19 protein-coding genes and 1 tRNA gene are annotated in these 19382 nt (G+C 70.2%); 9 read left to right on the forward strand and 11 right to left on the reverse strand.

Annotated features, from left to right (window positions below; all coding sequences use genetic code 11):
* Nucleotides 1-307 precede the first annotated feature (307 nt).
* Nucleotides 308-2089 carry an alpha/beta hydrolase gene (locus Q7C18_RS05460; RefSeq protein ID WP_311024520.1) on the forward strand — a complete coding sequence of 594 codons (1782 nt, stop codon included), beginning with the start codon at nucleotides 308-310 and terminating at the stop codon, nucleotides 2087-2089.
* Between the two features lie 134 nt (nucleotides 2090-2223).
* On the opposite strand, the gene Q7C18_RS05465 is transcribed toward Q7C18_RS05460, so the two are convergent.
* Entirely contained in the window at nucleotides 2224-3243 is a 1020-nt protein-coding gene (locus Q7C18_RS05465) for a helix-turn-helix transcriptional regulator (protein WP_311024521.1), read from the reverse strand.
* Nucleotides 3244-3397: 154 nt separating this feature from the next.
* Between Q7C18_RS05465 and Q7C18_RS05470 the strand changes: the two genes are divergently transcribed.
* Nucleotides 3398-4372, forward strand: a complete 975-nt coding sequence (locus tag Q7C18_RS05470) for an AsnC family transcriptional regulator (protein WP_311024522.1) — start codon at nucleotides 3398-3400, stop codon at nucleotides 4370-4372.
* Here Q7C18_RS05470 and Q7C18_RS05475 read toward each other — a convergent pair.
* Nucleotides 4318-5748 carry an amidase family protein gene (locus Q7C18_RS05475; RefSeq protein WP_311024523.1) on the reverse strand — a complete coding sequence of 477 codons (1431 nt, stop codon included), beginning with the start codon at nucleotides 5746-5748 and terminating at the stop codon, nucleotides 4318-4320. The two genes, Q7C18_RS05470 and Q7C18_RS05475, sit on opposite strands and share 55 nt — an antisense overlap.
* A gap of 264 nt (nucleotides 5749-6012) precedes the next feature.
* Between Q7C18_RS05475 and Q7C18_RS05480 the strand changes: the two genes are divergently transcribed.
* The 3 genes from Q7C18_RS05480 to Q7C18_RS05490 all read left to right on the forward strand — a co-directional run bounded on the left by Q7C18_RS05480 (nucleotide 6013) and on the right by Q7C18_RS05490 (nucleotide 8889).
* Complete coding sequence (locus tag Q7C18_RS05480; RefSeq protein ID WP_311024524.1) at nucleotides 6013-6756, forward strand: DUF5058 family protein; 744 nt, start codon at nucleotides 6013-6015, stop codon at nucleotides 6754-6756.
* 53 nt (nucleotides 6757-6809) lie between these two features.
* On the forward strand, nucleotides 6810-7565 hold the full coding sequence (locus Q7C18_RS05485; protein ID WP_311024525.1) for a hypothetical protein: 756 nt from the start codon (nucleotides 6810-6812) through the stop codon (nucleotides 7563-7565).
* 88 nt (nucleotides 7566-7653) lie between these two features.
* Nucleotides 7654-8889, forward strand: coding sequence for an amidohydrolase (locus Q7C18_RS05490; protein WP_311024526.1), 1236 nt, complete (start codon nucleotides 7654-7656; stop codon nucleotides 8887-8889).
* Between the two features lie 149 nt (nucleotides 8890-9038).
* Here Q7C18_RS05490 and rplA read toward each other — a convergent pair whose 3' ends face one another.
* The 5 genes from rplA to Q7C18_RS05515 form a co-directional block, all read right to left on the reverse strand.
* On the reverse strand, nucleotides 9039-9746 hold the full coding sequence (gene rplA, locus Q7C18_RS05495) for a 50S ribosomal protein L1 (RefSeq protein WP_070159003.1): 708 nt from the start codon (nucleotides 9744-9746) through the stop codon (nucleotides 9039-9041).
* Between the two features lie 85 nt (nucleotides 9747-9831).
* Nucleotides 9832-10263 (reverse strand): 50S ribosomal protein L11, encoded by a 432-nt coding sequence (rplK, locus tag Q7C18_RS05500; RefSeq protein ID WP_311024527.1) that lies wholly within the window; start codon nucleotides 10261-10263, stop codon nucleotides 9832-9834.
* 168 nt (nucleotides 10264-10431) lie between these two features.
* The gene (gene nusG, locus Q7C18_RS05505) at nucleotides 10432-11277 is read right to left on the reverse strand and encodes a transcription termination/antitermination protein NusG (protein WP_311024528.1); all 846 of its coding nucleotides are present in this window, start codon (nucleotides 11275-11277) and stop codon (nucleotides 10432-10434) included.
* A gap of 109 nt (nucleotides 11278-11386) precedes the next feature.
* Complete coding sequence (gene secE / locus Q7C18_RS05510; RefSeq protein WP_311024529.1) at nucleotides 11387-11692, reverse strand: preprotein translocase subunit SecE; 306 nt, start codon at nucleotides 11690-11692, stop codon at nucleotides 11387-11389.
* A 77-nt stretch (nucleotides 11693-11769) separates the two neighbouring features.
* A tRNA-Trp gene (locus Q7C18_RS05515) sits at nucleotides 11770-11842 on the reverse strand.
* A 266-nt stretch (nucleotides 11843-12108) separates the two neighbouring features.
* Here Q7C18_RS05515 and Q7C18_RS05520 point away from each other — a divergent pair.
* From Q7C18_RS05520 to Q7C18_RS05530, 3 genes are all read left to right on the forward strand, one after another.
* Nucleotides 12109-13329 carry a pyridoxal phosphate-dependent aminotransferase gene (locus Q7C18_RS05520; protein WP_311024530.1) on the forward strand — a complete coding sequence of 407 codons (1221 nt, stop codon included), beginning with the start codon at nucleotides 12109-12111 and terminating at the stop codon, nucleotides 13327-13329.
* 189 nt (nucleotides 13330-13518) lie between these two features.
* Nucleotides 13519-14550: a 6-phosphofructokinase gene (locus tag Q7C18_RS05525; protein WP_070159006.1), complete on the forward strand. Its 1032-nt coding sequence runs from the start codon at nucleotides 13519-13521 to the stop codon at nucleotides 14548-14550.
* A 75-nt stretch (nucleotides 14551-14625) separates the two neighbouring features.
* Nucleotides 14626-15396, forward strand: a complete 771-nt coding sequence (locus Q7C18_RS05530; RefSeq protein ID WP_070159007.1) for a GNAT family N-acetyltransferase — start codon at nucleotides 14626-14628, stop codon at nucleotides 15394-15396.
* Nucleotides 15397-15504: 108 nt separating this feature from the next.
* Here the strand turns inward: Q7C18_RS05530 and Q7C18_RS05535 are convergent, their stop codons facing one another.
* The 4 genes from Q7C18_RS05535 to Q7C18_RS05550 all read right to left on the reverse strand — a co-directional run bounded on the left by Q7C18_RS05535 (nucleotide 15505) and on the right by Q7C18_RS05550 (nucleotide 18475).
* Complete coding sequence (locus tag Q7C18_RS05535) at nucleotides 15505-16740, reverse strand: folate-binding protein (protein WP_311024531.1); 1236 nt, start codon at nucleotides 16738-16740, stop codon at nucleotides 15505-15507.
* A gap of 24 nt (nucleotides 16741-16764) precedes the next feature.
* Entirely contained in the window at nucleotides 16765-17379 is a 615-nt protein-coding gene (locus Q7C18_RS05540) for an FABP family protein (RefSeq protein WP_070159009.1), read from the reverse strand.
* Nucleotides 17380-17391: 12 nt separating this feature from the next.
* Nucleotides 17392-17526, reverse strand: a complete 135-nt coding sequence (locus tag Q7C18_RS05545; RefSeq protein WP_281366338.1) for a hypothetical protein — start codon at nucleotides 17524-17526, stop codon at nucleotides 17392-17394.
* Nucleotides 17527-17629: 103 nt separating this feature from the next.
* Nucleotides 17630-18475, reverse strand: coding sequence for a hypothetical protein (locus Q7C18_RS05550; protein ID WP_311024532.1), 846 nt, complete (start codon nucleotides 18473-18475; stop codon nucleotides 17630-17632).
* Nucleotides 18476-18661: 186 nt separating this feature from the next.
* Between Q7C18_RS05550 and Q7C18_RS05555 the strand changes: the two genes are divergently transcribed.
* Nucleotides 18662-19348: a response regulator transcription factor gene (locus tag Q7C18_RS05555; RefSeq protein WP_070159011.1), complete on the forward strand. Its 687-nt coding sequence runs from the start codon at nucleotides 18662-18664 to the stop codon at nucleotides 19346-19348.
* Nucleotides 19349-19382: the final 34 nt, after the last annotated feature.

A 19382-nucleotide genomic window follows, 5' to 3' on the forward strand; every position in this document is an offset into this window, starting at 1 on the left:
GCAGGACACCGAGGCGCCTCCATGCGTCGCCCCACCTCTCAGACGATGGAGACTCCTGTGACAGTAGCGAAGCGTTCAGGAGGATTCAAGGTTTTGTCAGGATTCTTTCCAGCGACGCAGGTCAGCGACTGAAGCGCACCACCCCCGAGTACACCTCTCGGGAGGCGGAGCCCCGGCGGAGTCGGCCACCGTCAGTCGTGGTGGCGGATCCGCGTCATGGCACATATGCGCCACACTGTTCCTCTTCTCAACGAGCCACGCGGCCCCGAGCATGGTGTTCACCTGTCACTCGACCAGGAGAACATCTGTGATCACTCCATCCATGACCACCCGTGCGGCGGCGATGCTCGCCGCGGGTGCGCTGACCCTGACCTTCGCCCCCGCGGCGAGCGCCGCACCCGGTGCGGGCGACGTCGTCGTCCCCGCATCCCCCCACGCCGCACACCCCGACGCCGGAGAGCTGGGCGCCCATCTTCTCGACCAGGACCTCGAGTGGGAAGACTGCACGTTCCCCAGCGTCGCCCCCGAGACGGAGGCCGCACTGCAGGAGATCGAGGGACTCGCCTGCGCCGACGTCACCGTCCCCCGCGACTGGCACGACCCCACCGACGGCGAGACGCTGACCGTTCGCGTGTCGGTCACCGACACCGCCGACCCCGACCTCTCCCAGGGAATCGCCCTCGTCAACCCGGGCGGACCCGGCGGCTCGGGCCTGCCCTGGGGAGCCGCGATGGCCATGCGCTCACCCGAGCTGGCCGAGCAGTTCAACTTCGTCGGCTTCGACCCGCGCGGAGTCGGCGAATCCACACAGCTCATCTGCGAGTATCAGCCGGACGCCTCCCATGACGCCTGGGAGGACTCCGCCGCCGCAGTGGACGGCTGCCTGGAGAATCCGCTGACCCCGTTCATCACCACCGAGCAGACCGCCTATGACATGGACTTCATCCGAGCCCTGCTCGGTGAGGACCAGATCAGCTACGTGGGCTACTCGTACGGCACCTGGCTGGGCAGTTGGTACCAGACGCTCTTCCCCAGCCACTCCCACAGGTTCCTGCTCGACTCCGCCACGGACCTGACCCGGAAGTCCCTGCAGGAGACCTGGGACCTGCAGCCGCGCAGCCGGGACCGGCAGTTCCAGGACATGCTGCTGCCCTACATGGCCCGCAACCACGACACCTACCAGCTCGGCGAGGACCCGATGGAGATCCGCCGCGCCTGGGAGAACGCCGGCGGCACCCGTGACCCGCTGGGTGCGCTGATCACCGCGCAGATCGTCATCCCGGCCATGTACTCCACCGCCGGATACCCTGGTGCGGCAGACGCGATCGCCACGTTCATCGCGCTCGACGCCCCGGAGGCCGACGGCGCCGAGGAGCTCTCCGCGCAGCTGGAGGACTTCATCGCCTCCTCCGGCGGTGTGGCCGTCGACGAGGCAGAGGCCTCCGTCGTGCAGGCCCAGCTCTTCGAGAAGGCCCGCGAGGAGGTCCAGCGCCTGGTCGAGGTCGAGCAGGCCGCCGTGACCGGGGAGACCGTCGCGTTCTCCGGAACGTTCAACGCGATCCGGTGCCAGGACGGCCAGTGGAACCAGTCCCAAGGCTATTGGAACGCCTGGGTGGCGGACCTGAACAACAAGGCTCCCTACATCGGCCCGCTCATGGGCGCCCCGCTGTGCGCCCACTGGCCGGCGGTCACTGAGAAGCCGAAGCCGCATCAGCGCACCCACCCGGACACGCTGATCCTCCAGGCCGAGTTCGACGCCGCCACCCCCTACGAGGCCGGTGAGCGCTCGGCGAAGATCATGCCCAACACCACGCTGATCAGTGTGAACAACGAGGGGACCCACGGGATCTTCCCCTATGGCACCACCTGCGTGGACGACCCGGTGGAGGCCTTCTTCCTGGAGGGCACCATGCCTCAGAACGTGGTCTGCGGGGCGCTTCCGCTGCCCGGCGAGGACCAGGCATACCAGGTCGGCGGGGACATCCATGAGGCCCAGCAGTCGGTGAAGGTCAAGATGCGCACCGACGCGGTCAAGGAGGCCAACCGGATGGTCCGCGAGATGCTGCTGGAGCAGCACCACGGCCAGTGACCCGGTGACCCCTCGCGTCGAGCCCCTTCCCGCCGACGGCGGGGAGGGGCTCGCCCGCGTCTGACCGCTCCACACCGGGGCGGCCGACGTCGGGCCCCGCGAACTCAGGTCCTCAGGGAGAGGTCAGGCAGGGCTCAGACCAGCCAGCCGCGACGCGCGGCCTGCACCCCCAGCTGGAAGCGGGTCCGCGCCCCGGTGCGCTCCAGGAGGTCCTGGACCCTGCGGGAGAGCGTCCGCCGGCTGATCCCCAGCTCCCGGGCCATATGTTCATCGGTCAGTCCGGAGGCCATCAGCCGCAGCAGCTGCCGGGTCTGACCGTCGACGTCGTCCAGATGCGGGATGTCGTCGGCCACCCCGAGGGGCACCGACGTCGCCCAGATCGAGTCGAAGAGCCCGATCAGTGCGTCCAGCAGAGGCGAGGGGTGGACCACCACACCGGTGACCCGCTCCTCCTCGTTGAGCACGATGAGCCCGAGATCGTCGTCCATGAGGCGCAGGCGCATCGGCACTGCGGCATGCACTCGGGCCTCCTCCCCCAGATCCACGGACTCCCCGATCGCCCGTCGGATGTCCGCGGCCGCGGCGGCGTCCTCGCCGTACACGGTCCGATACCGGATCCCGCGGGGCAGCATCTGCCGCTGGATGGGACACATCTCCCCCGCCGTCGAGGGCGAGTAGGGTCCACGGTCCAGGGAACGCACCTCATGCCGGACCGCCAGCTGCGAGGAGTCCGCCACCTGCGTCACCGCACTGCGGCCGTGCAGGACCTCCACGATCTCCGTGCCGGACTCGGTGGGTCGGTCCCACAGGGAGCCGAGCTGGTGCTCCAGGTGCAGCACTGCCTCCGCCTGACGGCGGTGCCTTCGAGCCACTGCCCGCAGGACCTGGCGCGGATCGTTGAGCAGCCAGACGCCGTCGTCCCCCGACTCCCCCAGCAACCCTGCCGCCGCCAGTTCGGCGCGCACGGGTTCCGGCGGGATGACCCGGCGGCTCCCCTGAGCGAGCAGCGTCAGATAGGCCTCCGCCGCCTCCCCGGAGAGGCCCAGCCGATGCAGCTGGTGAGCGTCCATCGTCGAGGCCAGGGCCGGGGACTGGCTGGGCGACGTGCTGGGCGACATGCTGGATTCTGGCGTGGCCGGTGCGGCAGTGTCCATGAGGCGCGCTCCTCTCCGTTCCCCTCGGCGAGCTCCCGGGCCACGTTACCGGAGCGTCAGGGAGATCCTCGTCACAGGGTCAGCACCACGGGAGGTACGCTCGACTCTGACATCGATGGGACGGCCGATCGGCCGCCGCGGAGGAGGAGCGCCTGTGCTCGATGACCTGGAGCGACGCATCGCCGAGGCCCTGCAGATCGACCCGCGGGCCAGCTGGCGACGCATCGCCCGGGTCCTGGGCGAGCACGAACGGCTCATCACCCGCCGGGGCACTGCGCTGCTGGAGTCGCGCGGCGTCGTGGTCGCCGGGGTCCGTCACGAGGGGTCGAGCACCTTGGTCCGCGGCATCTGCCACCCCGGCGCCCGACTCACCGCCGCTGAAGCCCTGGCCCTTCGTCCCGACTCGACCTTCACCTATGTGCTCTCCGGCGCCTTCGACGTCGTCGCCGAGATCCACCGGCGCCCCCGCTCACCGGCGTACTCCCTGGACGCCTCCATCACGCCGGGGCTCGCGCGGGCCGAGACGCTGCCCATCCTGAGGTACTTCCGCACCATCCGCGGGTGGCGGCTGGGAGTCCTGACCGAGGCCGAGTCCCGAGCGCTGACCCGCGGCCCCTCGGAGACGTTCCCCGAAAGCGAGACCCCGGAGCCCGACTCGCCGGTGGACCTGGCGATCATCGACGCACTGGAGGGCGACGCCCGGATGAGCCTGGACGAGATGGCCCGCCGCGCGGGAGTCTCCGAGTCCACGGTCCGCCGGCGTCTGGACCTCCTCCAGGAGAAGAACCAGGTCAGCATCCGCGCCCTGGTGGAGCCGGCGGAAGCCGGGCTGCACACCGAAGCCCTCCTGTGGATGCGCGTGGCGCCGCACCGGATCCACCAGGTGGCCACCGCCGTGGCGGCCGAACGGAGCGCCCGATACGTGGCCGTCGTCGCCTGGAGCTGCCAGCTCATGGCCGATGTGACCGTGCCCGACCCGGCGGCGCTGTACCGGCTCCTCACCGAGAGCACCTGGGCCAGCCATGTGGAGGCCCTCGACGTGTCGATGGTCGCCGGCGCCCGGAAGCGCGGAGGTCAGCTGTTGAGCATGCCAGGGGCCACCGAGGACCAGCCCGTGGCCCGCTCATAGGCCCAGGCGTACTCCAGCAGCCACGGATCCCGCAGGTGGTCCGCACTCAGCTGGATCCCCGTGGGGAGGCCGCCCGGGTCGAAACCGGCCGGCAGGGCGATGGTCGGCACACCGGCCGCGGAGAGGACGGACGCGGAGCGCATCCACTCCAGATAGGTGGACATGGGGCGGCCGTCGACCGTCGAGGGCCACCGCTGGGAGCCCTCAAAGGGCGTCAGCTGGGCCCCGGGGCTGAGCAGCAGGTCCACCTCGCTGAAGCAGGCGCGGGTCGCCCGACGCAGATCGGCCAACAGGGCGCGCGCGCCCAGGATCCGCTCGGCGGAGAGCGCCAGGCCCTCCTCCACGTTCCACACCACCTCTGGCTTGATCTGCGCGCGATGCTCGCGCACCAGCCCACCGAGCGCGCCGGCGAAGTCGAGGGCGCGCACCACATGGAAGACCTCGTCGGCGGCGGAGAAGTCATGGCGGGACTCCACGACCTCGGCCCCCAGCTCCTCGAAGACCGCCACGGCACGGTCCAGCGCCTCCCGCATGGCCGGCTCCACCGGGATGTCCGCCCCGTGGTCCACGGTGACGCCGATCCGCACACCGCGCAGGTCCTGGGTGTGCGGCTCCCGACCGGTGAGGGCGAACCGCTCGGGCGTCAGGAAGGGAGTACCGGGAAGCTCCGGGGTGCCGGCGACGGCGGCGCGCATGAACAGCGCGATGTCCTCCACGGTCCTGGCCATCGGTCCGCTGCGGCCCAACCAGGACTCGGCGCTGTGGGGCGGGGTGCCGGGCAGCAGGCCGTGAGACGGGCGGAAGCCGACGATGTTGCACCAGCAGGCCGGGTTGCGCAGGGAGCCGCCCATGTCGCTGCCTTCGCCCAGCGGCTGGCACCGGGACGCGACGGCGGCGGCCACTCCGCCGGAGGAGCCCCCGGCGCTGCGGGTGGGGTCATAGGGGTTGCCGGTGGCGCCGAAGACCTCATTGAAGGTGTGGGAGCCGGCGGCGAACTCGGGCACGTTGCTCTTGCCGGAGGAGACCACGCCGGCCGCACGGAGACGCGCGACGAGCGGGTCGTCACGCTCGGGGACGTTCTCGGCGAACAGCGGCGACCCATGGGTGGTGCGCATGCCGGCGACGTCGTGAGTGTCCTTATGCGTCATGGGCAGACCGTGGAGCAGGCCGGTCGGCCGTCCTGCCGCCCGCCGCTCGTCGGCGTCCAGGGCCTCCCGCCGCGCTCTCTCCGGGTCCAGGGTGACCACGGCGTTGAGCTGTGGATTCACCGCCTCGATCCGGCGCAGATGCGCCTCGGTCAGCTCGCGGGCGCTCAGCTCCCCCCGCGTGGTCCGGCGGACCAGCTCGGTCGCGGACAGCTCCAGCAGCTCGTCCATGGTTCGTTCCTCCCTCAGCGAGGCGCCCGGCCCGGGACGGGGCTCATGGCGTCGAGTGTGTCCTTGACCACCACGGTGACGCACAACTCCGCCCACCGCGACCCCTGACGGAATGAGACACGACCTGCGTCGCATTCCGTCCACCCTTGCCTGGGCCAGTGATCCTTCTCACACTCGAGGCATACCCCATGGACGGGGCACCGCAGAGTCCGGCACCGACGCCGCCCCGGCACGCACCGTCCGACATCCGAAGGAGGGCCTTCCGTGATCTCCCCGATGCACACCGTGGCCACCGCCGACATCTCCGCGGTGGCGCACTCACCCTGGCTCTGGGGCAGCGCCCTGGTCATCTTCGGCATCATCGCCGTGCAGTCCTGGATCTATCTGCGGGCCGCCAAGACGGCCGGAGACGGCGTGGGCCTCTCTCGGCAGGACCTCAACCGTGCCTTCCGCTCCGGCGCCGCCGCCTCCGTGGGACCGTCGCTGGCCGTAGTGCTCGTGGCGATCGCCCTGCTCACCCTGTTCGGCACTCCCGCCGTGCTGATGAGGATCGGCCTGGTCGGCTCCGCCGCCACGGAGACCGCCTCGGCCACCATCGCCGCCTCCACGATGGGGGCAGACCTCGGCGGCGCGGGCTGGACCCAGGACGTCTTCGTCGTGGCCTTCTTCGTGATGTGCGTCTCCGGCAGCGCCTGGATGCTGTTCACCCTGATCCTCACCCCCGTGCTCTCCCGAGGCAGCAAGAAGCTGAGCTCCATCAGCCCCCGCGCCATGCGGATCATTCCGGGAGCGGCCCTGCTGGGCGCGTTCCTGGCCATCGCCGTCACCGAGGTGCCGAAGTCGTCCATGCACGTCGTCGCCATGGCGGTCTCCGGCGCGGCGATGGCCCTCATGCTGCTGATCGCCCGCCGATGGTCCGTCGGCTGGCTCAAGGAATGGGCCCTCGGCCTGGCCATCCTCGTCGCACTCGGCGTCGTCTACCTCACCCACCACGGCATCCTCGGCTGAGCGCCCCGACTCCGGCCGCCGGCACCCTCCACTTCCCTGACAGAGAGGCCACCATGAGCACTGCAGACCAGTCCATGCTTCACTTCGAGAGGACCACCGCACGGTGGGGTCGGCTCACGATGGGCGCCGGCCTGGTCGTCTCCCTCGCCGCCCCCATGCTGCTGCTCAGCCTGGGCGACTTCTCCATCACCGGCGGCCAGCTGATGACCGCCTACCTGGCCGTCGCCGCCGTGTTCCTGGCCTTCGCGATCATCGAGCCCATCACGTACTTCCCGATCCTCGGTCAGGCCGCCATGTACCAGGCCTTCATGATCGGCAACATCTCCAACAAGCTGCTGCCCGCCGCCGTCGTCGCGCAGAACCGCATCGACGTGCGGCCCGGCAGCAGGCACGGCGACCTCGCGGCCGTGGCCGCCATCTGCGGCGCGGCCAGCGTCCACATCGTCTCTCTGCTGCTGTTCGTCGGTCTCTTCGGCACCTGGTTGCTGCGCGTGATCCCCGAGTCGGTCATGGAGGTCACCCAGCTCTACATCCTGCCCTCGATCCTGGGCGCCGTGGTGGTGCAGGCCGTGGTGACGGTGCGCCAGGCACGCAGCACGGCCTTCGCCCTGATCATCGCCTGCCTGGTCATCCTCGTGGCGGTCCCTCTGGCACCGGCCATCGGACCCTACGGTGTGGCCATCACGGTGCTCCTCACCGTCGTGGCCTCCTGGGTCTTCCGAGGAACGGCTCCCGCACAGGAGGATGGACCCGAGCCCGCCGCCGCCGAAGACGGCGAGCTCCCGGAGGACGCCCGCAGCCCGCACTGACGTCCTCACGGCGCTTCGACACCTGCACCGCGCACCTGACCACCCACCTGACCGCCCTTCCCACCGCCCATCCCAGGAGGACCGCCCCATGACCGAGAACCCCGCCCCCACGCTGGCCGGCTTCGCCCTCGACGCCGCCGAGCGGACGCAGATGCACCAGCTGTACCGCACGCTGCACGCCGAGCCGGAGCTGAGCATGCAGGAGCACCGCACCGCCGCGCGGATCGAAGGCATCCTCGGCGACCTCGGGGTGGAGCACTTCCGCTGCGGCGGCACCGGTGTGGTGGGTATCCTGCGCAACGGCGCAGGCCCAGTGGTGGCCTTCCGCGCCGACACCGACGGCCTGCCCATCGAGGAGCAGACGGGTCTGGAGTACGCCTCCACGGCACGCGGAGTCCTGCCCGACGGGACGGAGGTGCCGGTGATGCACGGCTGCGGGCACGACACGCACGTCGCCGCGCTGATCACCGCGACCCGCCTGCTGGTGCGCGAGCGGCAGCGCTGGTCCGGAACCGTGGTGCTGATCTTCCAACCCGGAGAGGAGACCGCCGCCGGGGCCCGGGCGATGGTGGACGACGGCCTGTGGGACCGCGCTCCCCGTCCGGAAGTGGTGCTCGGCCAGCACGTCTCACCGGCGAAGGCGGGCACCGTCCTGCTCAGCCGAGGACCGGCCATGGCCATGGCCGACTCGTTGCGAGTGCGGGTGCTGGGCCGGCAGACCCACGGATCCCAGCCGGAGAACGGTCGGGACCCGATCGTCGCGGCGGCCGCCATGGTGACCCGGCTGCAGACCATCGTCTCCCGGGAGCTGGCTCCCCAGGATCCCGCCGTCGTCACCGTGGGCACCTTCCATGCGGGGCTGAAAGAGAACATCATCCCGGCCGAGGCGGAGTTCACGATCAACGTCCGCACGCTCTCCGGAGAGGTCCGTCAGAAGGTGCTGTCGTCGATCCGTCGGATCATCGGTGCCGAGGCGCTGGCTGCCGACCTTGAGGAGCCGGAGATCAGCGAGATCTACGACTTCCCGCTGAACCACAACGACGAAGACCAGGCCACGACTCAGCTGTCCGTGCTGGGCTCGGCTCTGGGCGAGGAGGCCGTGACCGAGACCGGCCCGAAGATGGGCTCCGAAGACTTCGGCTGGCTGGGCGAGTCCATCGGCGTTCCGTCGGTCTTCTGGTTCTTCGGAGGGACCGCCGACGGCGACCCCGAGGGCCCCACCAACCACTCCCCCTTCTTCGGGCCCGTCCTGGAGCCGACCCTGGGCACCGGGGTGACCGCCGCACTGGCCGGGCTGCTCCACTGGGTGGGCGTCAGGGACTGACGGAGCCCCGCGGACACAGGAAGACGCAGCAGACAGACACAGCCCCAGACACAGCAGAGCCCCGATGCACCGGGTGCATCGGGGCTCTGCTGTGTCAGCGTGCTGCGTGGGTGCTGAACCTCAGCGGCTCAGCGGAGCGACGAAGACGCTCAGGCGTCGACGACGACCTTGGTGACGTTCGGGTCCACCTGGATGCCCGGACCGAAGGTGGTCGAGATGGTGGCCTTCTGGATGTACCGGCCCTTCGACGCCGACGGCTTCAGACGCAGGATCTCGTCCAGCGCGGCGGCGTAGTTCTCGGCCAGCTGCTTCTCGTCGAAGCTGGTCTTGCCGATGATGAAGTGCAGGTTGGAGTGCTTGTCGACACGGAAGTCGATCTTGCCGCCCTTGATGTCGGCCACGGCCTTGGCGACGTCGGGGGTGACGGTGCCGGTCTTCGGGTTCGGCATGAGGTTGCGCGGACCCAGGATCTTGCCCAGACGACCGACCTTGCCCATCATGTCGGGCGAGGCGACGGCGGCGTCGAAGTCGGTCCAGCCGTCGGCGACCTTGGCGATGAGCTCGTCGGCGCCGACGTGGTCAGCACCGGCCTCCTCGGCCTTGGCGGCGTTGTCACCCTGGGTGAAGACCACCACGCGGGCGGTCTTCCCGGTGCCGTGCGGCAGGTTGACGGTGCCGCGCACCATCTGGTCGGCCTTGCGGGGGTCGACGCTGAGCCGGAAGACGACCTCCACGGTCGTGTCCTTCTTCGACGGGTTGGTCGACTTGGCCAGGGACACGGCCTCGGCGGGCGAGTAGACGGTGTCCTCGCCGATCTTCTCGAGAGCGGCCTTGTATGCTTTGCTGCGCTGTGCCATCTGCGATGTTCTCCTTAGCAGGTGTGGTGTGACGGGCCGCGCCCGGCCCTTTCCCACGATGTTCTGTTCAGCCGGAAGGCCGGTGTCAGCCGTCGACGGTGATGCCCATGGAACGGGCGGTGCCGGCGACGATCTTGGAGGCGGCCGCCAGGTCGTTGGCGTTGAGGTCCTCCATCTTGGTCTGCGCGATCTCCTCCACCTGAGCCTGGGTCAGCTTGCCGACCTTCTCGGTGTGCGGCACGCCGGAGCCCTTGGCCACACCGGCGGCCTTCTTGATCAGCTCGGCGGCCGGCGGAGTCTTGGTGATGAAGGTGAAGGAGCGGTCCTCGTAGACCGTGATCTCCACGGGCACCACATTGCCGCGCTGCGACTCGGTCGCGGCGTTGTAGGCCTTGCAGAACTCCATGATGTTGACACCGTGCTGACCGAGCGCAGGGCCGATCGGCGGGGCCGGGTTGGCGGCGCCTGCCTGGATCTGCAGCTTGATCAGGCCGGCGACTTTCTTCTTCGGGGCCATGTGAAGCGTCCTTACATGTCGTACGTGTCCCTGCCGCCACAGGAGTGTGGACGGAGGGGTTGGTCACCATGGCGGCGATGACCGGCTCGACGCCGCGGACCAAAGCAATCCGCGACGTCGAAAGTCTGTGAAGTTGTGGCGACCCCGCTCGGCGAGGAGCCGGGAACCTCAGTAGATCTTGTCGACCTGGTTGAAGTTCAGGGTCACCGGGGTCTCCCGCTCGAAGATCGAGACGAGGACCACCAGCTGGCGGCTGTCGGGGTGGATCTCGGAGATCGATGCCGGCAGGGTCGCGAACGGACCGTCGTTGACCGTGACGGACTCGCCGATCTCGAAGTCGACGGTGACGTTCTGCGCCGGAGCGGCGGCCTCGGCGGCCGAGTCCTCGGAATCGCCCTCGATCCGCTTCGGGGCGTCCGGCTTGCCGAGGCGGTGCTCGGCCAGCATGTCGAAGACCTCGTCGAGGGTCAGCGGGTGCGGGTCGTGGGCGTTGCCCACGAAGCCGGTCACACCGGGAGTGTGGCGCACCACGCCCCAGGAGGCGTCTGTGAGCTCCATGCGGACCACCACGTAGCCCGGGATGCGGACCCGGTTGACGATCTTGCGCTGGGTGCCCTTGATCTCGACGACCTCCTCCATGGGGACGTCGATCTCGTAGATGAAGTCCTCCATGTCCTGGGTCTGGATGCGGGTCTCCAGGTTGGACTTCACACGCTTCTCGTAGCCGGCGTAGGTGTGCACGACGTACCAGTCGCCCAGCTGACGACGCAGCTTGCCACGCAGCTCGTCGGCGCGCTCCTCGTAGGACTTCTCCTCCTCGGGAGCGTCCTCCGCCGGAGCCTCGTCAGCCGCAGCCTCCTCAGCCGGAGCCTCAGCGTCGGCCTCCTCAGCCTCTGCGGCAGGAGCCTCGGCGTCAGCCTCCTCTACGGCGACGTCGTCGTCAGCCTCGACGGCCTCGACCGCCGCCTCCTCGGCCTCAGCCTCGGTGTGCTGCGAAAGTTCCTGGTCAGACACTGTTCTCCTGCTTTCCGTGGTGCTCGCCGCGGCCCGTCCTGGCGACGGATGCCTCGGTCGCTTCGTCTCTCACGTCATCGCTCGCCCGGCCGACGTCGGCGACGTCAGCTCATTCGCCGGCGCCGTCACCCTCGACCGGGACGTCTGCGGGAAGCTCCGTGGAGCCGTCACCGAAGATCCACTCCGCGCCGTTGCTGAACACCCAGTCCAGCCCGGAGACGATCAGGATCACGATGATCACGAAGACCAGGACGACCAGCGTGTAGTTGGTCAGTTCGCGACGAGTCGGGACGACGACCTTCTTGAGCTCGTCGACGACCTGCCGCAGGAACAGCCACACCTTCCCGAAGGGACCCTTCGGATCGCCTCCGTCAGGCGTCGACCCCTGCACATCAGTGGAAGGCGTCTGGGTCACGGAGGGCTCCATCTGGTCGAAGGGACGCGTGTGATCGATGCTGTATGCCTGAGCGGCCGTGTCGACGACGCTCAGCGCAGGGCAGACAGGACTCGAACCTGCAACCTACGGTTTTGGAGACCGTTGCGCTACCAATTGCGCCACTGCCCTTCGGGTCACGGCGGACCTGACCTGACCATTCTCCCATCGAACCACCGGGCCGCAAACTGCGGAACAGGGGACCTCGACGGGCACGGCCGTGCCAGGTGCACAAGACACCGATGGACAAGTTTACGGGCATACCGCCTGCCACGGCAAACCGAGCGCCTCGGCCCTGACCCGCGGCGGCGCGCTGCCGGTAGTGTGGTGACCCGCAGGCGCCCTGCCTGCCCGTCAGTGTCGACACCGTCCACGCTCGCGACAGACAAGGAAACCCGATGACCGCTCCGTCCTCCCGCGTCTCCGACCGCATCGGCTCGATCGCCGAGTCCGCCACTCTTGCCGTCGACGCCAAGGCGAAGGCCCTCAAGGCAGCCGGAGAGGACGTGATCGGGTTCGGCGCCGGGGAGCCGGACTTCCCGACTCCAGGCTACATCGTGGACGCCGCCGTCCAGGCGGCCTCCGAGCCGCGGTTCCACCGGTACTCCCCGGCCGCCGGGCTGCCGGAGCTGCGCCAGGCGCTGGCGGAGAAGACCACCCGGGACTCCGGCTTCGCCGTGGAGCCCGGTCAGGTGCTGGTGACCAACGGCGGCAAGCAGGCCGTCTACAACACCTTCGCCACGCTGCTGAACCCCGGCGACGAGGTCATCGTGCCGACGCCGTACTGGACCACCTACCCGGAAGCCATCAGGCTCGCCGGCGGCGTGCCCCGCGAGGTCTTCGCGGGCCCCGAGCAGGGCTACCAGGTGACCGTCGAGCAGCTGGAGGCCGCGCTGACCGAACGCACCAAGGTGCTGCTGTTCGTCTCGCCGTCGAACCCCACCGGGGCCGTCCACTCCCCCGAGGCCACCGAGGAGATCGGCCGCTGGGCCGCGCAGAATGGCCTGTGGGTCGTCACCGACGAGATCTACGTGCACCTCACCTACGACGGCGTCCCCTTCACCTCCATCGCCTCCCTGCCCGAGCTGGCCGACCAGGTGGTCGTGCTCAACGGCGTCGCCAAGACCTATGCGATGACCGGCTGGCGCGTCGGATGGATGGTCGGCCCCGCCGACGTCATCAAGGCCGCGGCGAACCTGCAGTCGCATGCCACCTCCAACGTCGCCAACGTCTCCCAGATGGCCGCCCTCGCCGCGGTGACCGGGCCGCTGGACGCCGTGGAGGAGATGAAGGTCGCCTTCGACCGGCGCCGCCGCGCCATGGTGGAGGGCCTCAACGCGGTGGCCGGCTTCTCCTGCCCGACCCCGCAGGGCGCCTTCTACGCCTATGTGGACGTCCGGGACGCGCTGGCGGACGGTGCACGGCCGGCGGAGGTCGCCGGACGCACCCCCACGACCTCTGCCGAGCTGGCCGAGCTGATCCTCGAGGAGGCGAAGGTCGCCGTCGTGCCGGGCGAGGCCTTCGGGCCCAGTGGGTACCTGCGCCTGTCCTACGCCCTGGGCGACGACGACCTCGCCCGCGGCCTGGAGCGGATCCAGCGCCTGCTCGGCACCGCTTGAGCACCCCCGCGGTCCTGTGCCAGCGGCGCCAGCGGTGCCGGTGGAACGCACAGGACGCCCGCGGGGCTCACCGCCGTCGCCGCCGCATGTGAGCGTCGCGGGCATCACACCATAGACTGGAGACATCCACCTGCCGAGGGCGCCAGGTCATTCACCACTGATCACACCAGGAAAGGGATGAGCTGAACCATGCGCATCGGACTCCTCACCTCAGGCGGAGACTGCCCCGGCCTCAACGCCGTCATCCGGTCAGCCGTGCTGCACGGCATCAAGAGCTACGGCGACGAGTTCGTCGGCTTCCGCGGCGGCTGGCGCGGGCTCATCGAGGGTGACTACATGGAGCTGGGCCGCCAGGACGTCCGGGGCCTGGCGCGCGACGGCGGCACGATCCTGGGCACCTCCCGCACCCACCCGTACAACCACCCGCAGGGCGGCCCGGAGAACATCCGGAAGATGATGCGCCGCCATGACATCGACGCGGTCATCGCGATCGGCGGCGAGGGCACCCTGGCCGGCGCGCGCCGACTGGCCGCCGACGGTCTCCCGGTGGTGGGCGTGCCCAAGACCATCGACAACGACCTGAAGGCCACCGACTACACCTTCGGCTTCGACACCGCAATCTCCATCGCCACCGACGCGATGGACCGACTGCGCACCACCGGCGAGTCCCACCACCGCTGCATGGTGGCCGAGGTCATGGGTCGCCACGTCGGCTGGATCGCACTGCATTCGGGCATGGCCGCCGGTGCGCACGCGATCCTCATCCCGGAGCAGAAGGTCAGCCTGGACCAGGTCAACGAATGGGTCGAGCAGGTCCACTCGCGGGGACGCTCGCCGCTGGTCGTCGTCGCCGAGGGCTTCATCCCCGAAGGCGCCGAGGAAGCCTTGGCCGGCAAGGGCCAGGAGGCCGACGGGCGCCCGCGCCTGGGCGGCATCGGGGAGTGGCTCACCCATCAGATCGAGGAGACCACCGGCATCGAGACCCGCAACACCACGCTGGGACACATCCAGCGCGGCGGGAATCCCACCGGCTATGACCGGGTGCTCGCCACCCGCTTCGGCATGAAGGCCCTGGACCTCGTCCACGAGGAGGCCTGGGGACATATGGCCGCGCTGCGGGGAACCGAGATCGTGAAGGTGGACCTCGCCGACGCCCTCGACGGACTCAAGGAGGTCCCGCAGTCCCGCTACGAGGAGGCGAAGATCCTCTTCGGCCGCTGAGCCGGCCGGCGAGCACCGGCTGACGAGCACCGGTCCTGATCAGCGTCCGCCCGGGCGGCGCGTAGAGTGGCCTGCATGTCCCTGACCGAGCAGACCCGGCAGATCGTCAAGCTGGCCTGGTGCCGCATGCTGGACCTCGAGGACACCGACCTCGACCTCGGCGACCCCCGGGTACGGGTGGAGGCCGTGGCCGAGGACGCCGCGGCGGTGACGTTCGTCCGGCTGTTCGACCGCACCGTAATCTTCGGACCCGCCGAGGTCATCGGCGAGGCCCGCCGGTACAGCGATGCGGAGCTGGCCCGGGAACGCACACTGCTGTCTCTGGTGCGCGCACATCATTCCGGCGCCCGAGCGCTGGGTGCCGCCCACCTGCTCTACTGCGAGGAGCCTCCGCAGATCAGACCGCGCGCCGACGTCGCCGTCTCCTTCGAACCGGAGCATGTCACCGGGCTCATGGCCGCCTCCCCGGCCGACGACGTCGCCGCCTCTGGGCTCGCGGAGGCCGGCTGGGCGGCCGCCCTGGTGGAGGAGCGGCCTTCGTCTGCTCCCGGTGCACCGGGACACAGCGAGGGCTCTGCCGGGGCCGATTCCCGGGAGCAGGTGCTGGCCGCCGCAGGCCGGGAGGTCTGGCAGCAGATGATCGCTCAGCTGGGTGTGCTCACCCATCCGGCCCACCGCGGGTCCGGCCACGGACGCTACATCGCCTCCGTGGCGGTGGAGGAGGCGTTCGTCGACGGCCTCGTCCCGCAGTGGCGCGCCGCCATGGACACGGAGGCCTCACATCGGGCCGCCATCCGGCTCGGCTTCAGCGAGGCCGGCTCCCAGACCACAGTCCTGCTGGACTGAGGCGACGCGCAGACTGAGGCGTCGCGCGGAATCAGGTGACGCGTGGAATGAGGTGACGCGCAGACTGGGTCCTGCCCGGACCCGGCCGCCGCCCGCGGTGTGTGGGGCTCAGCGGGGGCCGCGCAGGAAGTCGCCCTGCGGACGCCCGACCGTCTTGCCGGCGTCGGGCCGCACGATGAGCTCCTGGGCGGCGGCGTAGAAGGTCTGCACGGGCGCAGCGGCATCGCCGGCGCCCTCGCCGACGTCCTCGCCGACGTCCTCGCCGGCGTCCTCGCCCTCGGCCTGCGACGTGTCACGCACCACCAGGCGGGCTTCGGGATCCACCCGGCGCTTGAGCAGCGCCAGAGCGATCGGACCCATCTCGTGGTGCCGGGCCACCGAGGTCACGGTGCCCACGGACCGCTCGGAGGACAGGCTCTCCGCGGTGGCGGCGTCCACGTCGGCCGGAGCCAGGACGGCGGATCCGGCCGCGGGCAGCGTGTGCTCGCTGCCGTCCAGGTGCAGGAACACCAGACGGCGCGGCGGGTGCCCCAGATTGTGCACCCGTGCGACCGTCTCCTGCCCGCGGTAGCAGCCCTTCTCCAGATGCACTGCGGTGCGGATCAGGTCGAGTTCGTGCGGGATGGCCTTCTCATCCACCTCGGTGGCCAGTCGAGGCCGCCAGGAGGCGATGCGCAGCGCCTCGGCGGCGAGCACGCCGGCCAGGCGCAGGCCCTGGACCTCCAGCGCGTCGACGACGTCGGTCAGCCGGGGGCGCTCCACCAGGGTCAGGTGCCAGGACCAGTCGGAGCCCGGGTGGTCGACCTCGTCGACGGCGGCGTAGCTGGCCGCACCGGGCCCCAGTCGCGGCCACGGATCCTCCCAGCGCACCGGCAGCTCCCCGGGGAGGCCCTGCGGCAGCGCCGTAGTGGAGCCGAGCACCGCCACCTCGCCGGTGCGGTCGGCGATCTCCACGCGCAGCATGAACTTCATGGACTCCAGCCAGGAGGCCAGCTGGGCGCCGTGGCCGCCCTCGGTGATCAGCCAGGCCGTCTCACCGTCGTCGACCACCGCGGCGTCATGCTCGATGCGCCCGGAGACGTCGAGCAGCAGCAGCTCGGTGGACTGCCCGGCAGGCAGCGACGCCACCTGCTGGGAGGACAGCGTGGTCAGCCAGGAGAGCCGGTCCGGCCCGGTGACGGTGACCACGGCTCGATGGGAGAGGTCCACGACGGCGCGACCCTGGTCCAGGGCGCGCTGCTCGCCGGTCGGGTCGCCGTAGTGGGCGGCGACGGCGGCGTCCACGCCTCCTGCGGCGACCGCGCCCTCACGGGCCAACAGCGGACTGGTGCTCTCGGTGCTCACGGGGATGCTCCTTCGGCGGGGTGATCAGTCGGCCGACTCGGCCGCCGTCGCCCGGCGATCCAGTATCGCGGAGGCGTGGGGCTCCATCTCGCCGTCGACGCCGCGGGTGTCCCAGCGCCAGAACAGCTGGCCGTTCACCAGGCCGAACATGCGAGTGGCCCCGCCGTATTCCGCAGCGTGCTCGCCGCGCATGACCGCGTCGGTCGCGATCTGCAGCTGCGGACCCTTGATCTGGCCGTAGTACAGCTCCGTGAGGCTGCCGGGGTGGGAGATCGTCGCCGTGATCGGGTAGGAGCCGTCATCATTGACGAGGTCCTCCACCTCGGAGGCCGTCTTGTAGGCCGGCACCACGTCGGCAGGGCTCAGCCCGGGGCCGACGTCGGCGTCGGCGCGCGGACGGTCCAGGGACCAGAAGCCGGTCTCCACGCTCAGCGGGCGCAGCCGGGCACCGGACTCATCGGTGAGCCAGGACACGGCACGGTACTCCACGAACTCCAGCCCCGAGTCCCGGAATGTGACGTGCTGCGTGAAGGTCGGGTCGGACTCCTCCCCTGAGCCGAGACGGCCCTGCCCCTCCCAGCTGCCGAGCAGCCAGTACAGGGGAGCCAGCTCAGGGGTGAGGTCAGTGGGCAGCTCCATAGGTGCCAAGGGTCAGCGCTGCCCCTTGTACAGGCGAGACACGACGGTCCAGGAGATGCCGGCGATGACCAGCGTCGCCAGGATCAGCAGCCCGATGAAGAAGATCTCCAGGGCCAGCAGCGAGACGTTCTGCAGTGCGAATTCCATGCCGCAGAGTCTACCTCCGACGCCGTCCCCGTGCGCCGCGCCCGACCGCAGATGACCTGCGCCCCGTCCGACGCTCGTGGAGCTCGTGGAGCCCGTGGCGGCTTCAGACGAACAGCAGACGCTCGGTGAAGTAGACCAGAGCTCCCATGCCGGCGATCGGAGCCGCCCCCACCGCCATCGCGGACAGCGTGGCCGCCGGCGCCCCCTGAATGATCAGGAAACGGCGCATCGCCGCGATGAGCGCCCCCGCGACCAGACCCAGCAGTCCGGAGAACAGCAGGGTCAGCTCGCCCCAGAGCAGCGCCGTGCCCAGAGATCCTGCGAAACCGCCGAGGAGCACCAGCGGCAGGGCGACGGCGTCTCGCACCGGCAGGCAGGCCATCAGCACGGACACGGCCAGGCTGATCCCCGCCAGACCGACCACCGACAGGTCGCCCCCCGCGCCGGTGACGTCCAACAGGGCCCAGTCCTCGAACAGCGCCAGCCCGGGCACCGCCAGCACACCGAGGGCGTCCTCACCATCAGCGAGGCCGACCAGCTCGGCGGGATAGCGCAGGCCGGCCACCCATCCGGCCGCCGTCGTGGAGATCACCACACCCGCACTCGCCCCCAGGGTGGACTCCAACCGGTGGGGCCGGCCGGTGCCGCGCAGCACCTGGATGACGAACACCGCCATCACGCCGAAGGCCAGCGCCACCGAGGACCAGAAGAACAGGGACTCCACCTCGTTGACGATGGCCGCACCCAGGGCGGCGACGATTCCCGCCAGCAGGATGACCGCCGACAGCGAGCGCCGCGCCGTCACCCCCATGAGCTGGGGCCAGCCGAGGGCCAGGATCACGCAGATGGCGCAGACGACCGCGGTGAGCGCGGCGGTGCCCGCCCAGGAACCCGCCACCAGGGCGATCGCCGAGAGCAGGGCCGAGGCGGCCACCGGGAAGTACTTCACATCACGCCATCTTGCCAGAGGTGGCCCGCGGTCCTTCCGTGACGCGGCCCGCGGGCCGCTGACCAGCGGTGCCGATATACTCGTCGTCGTGCGGTCCCAGGCGCACGAGACGGCGACGTCATAGTCGGCGCCGACGACGCGCCGGCGGTCACACTGGGAGACGACTCACGCGAGGGAGGGACCCGGATGGCTCAGGTGCTGCTGCTCTCTGACGCCCCCGACGACGCCCTGCCCTCCCTGGAGCTGCTGACCCACCGGGTCCGCGTCTTCCCCGCCGAAGCCTCCTCCATCGTGCGGGCGCCGAACGCCGACATCACCCTGGTGGACGCCCGTCGCCAACTGGCCCACGCCCGCTCGCTGTGCCAGCTGGTGAAGTCCTCGATGCTGACCCCGATCATCGTCATCGTCTCCGAGGCCGGGCTGGCCACCCTCAACGAGTCCTGGCAGATCGACGACTTCGTGCTGGCCGACGCGAACCCCGGCGAGGTCGACGCCCGGATCCGGCTGGCCGCCGTCGAAGTCGAGGAGGAGGCCCCCACCGGAGAGATCCGCGCCGGGGGAATCACCATCGACGAGACCACCTATATGGCCACCATCGACGGGCGACTCCTGAACCTCACCTATAAGGAGTTCGAGCTGCTCAAGCACCTGGCGCTGCACCCCGGCCAGGTCTTCACCCGCGACCGGCTGCTCCACGACGTCTGGGGCTATGACTACTTCGGCGGCACCCGGACCGTGGACGTCCACATCCGTCGCCTGCGCGCCAAGCTCGGCCCGGACCACGAGTCGCTGATCGGCACGGTGCGCAACGTCGGCTACCGGCTGGTGGTCGCCGACGCCGGCAAGGACAGCGACGACGACGCCGACGCCTGACCACAGACCAGTCCACGTCCGCCCACGTCCAGGA

Origin of the sequence: Nesterenkonia sp. CL21, assembly GCF_031705515.1 — a bacterium.
Classification (GTDB): Bacteria; Actinomycetota; Actinomycetes; order Actinomycetales; family Micrococcaceae; genus Nesterenkonia; species Nesterenkonia aethiopica.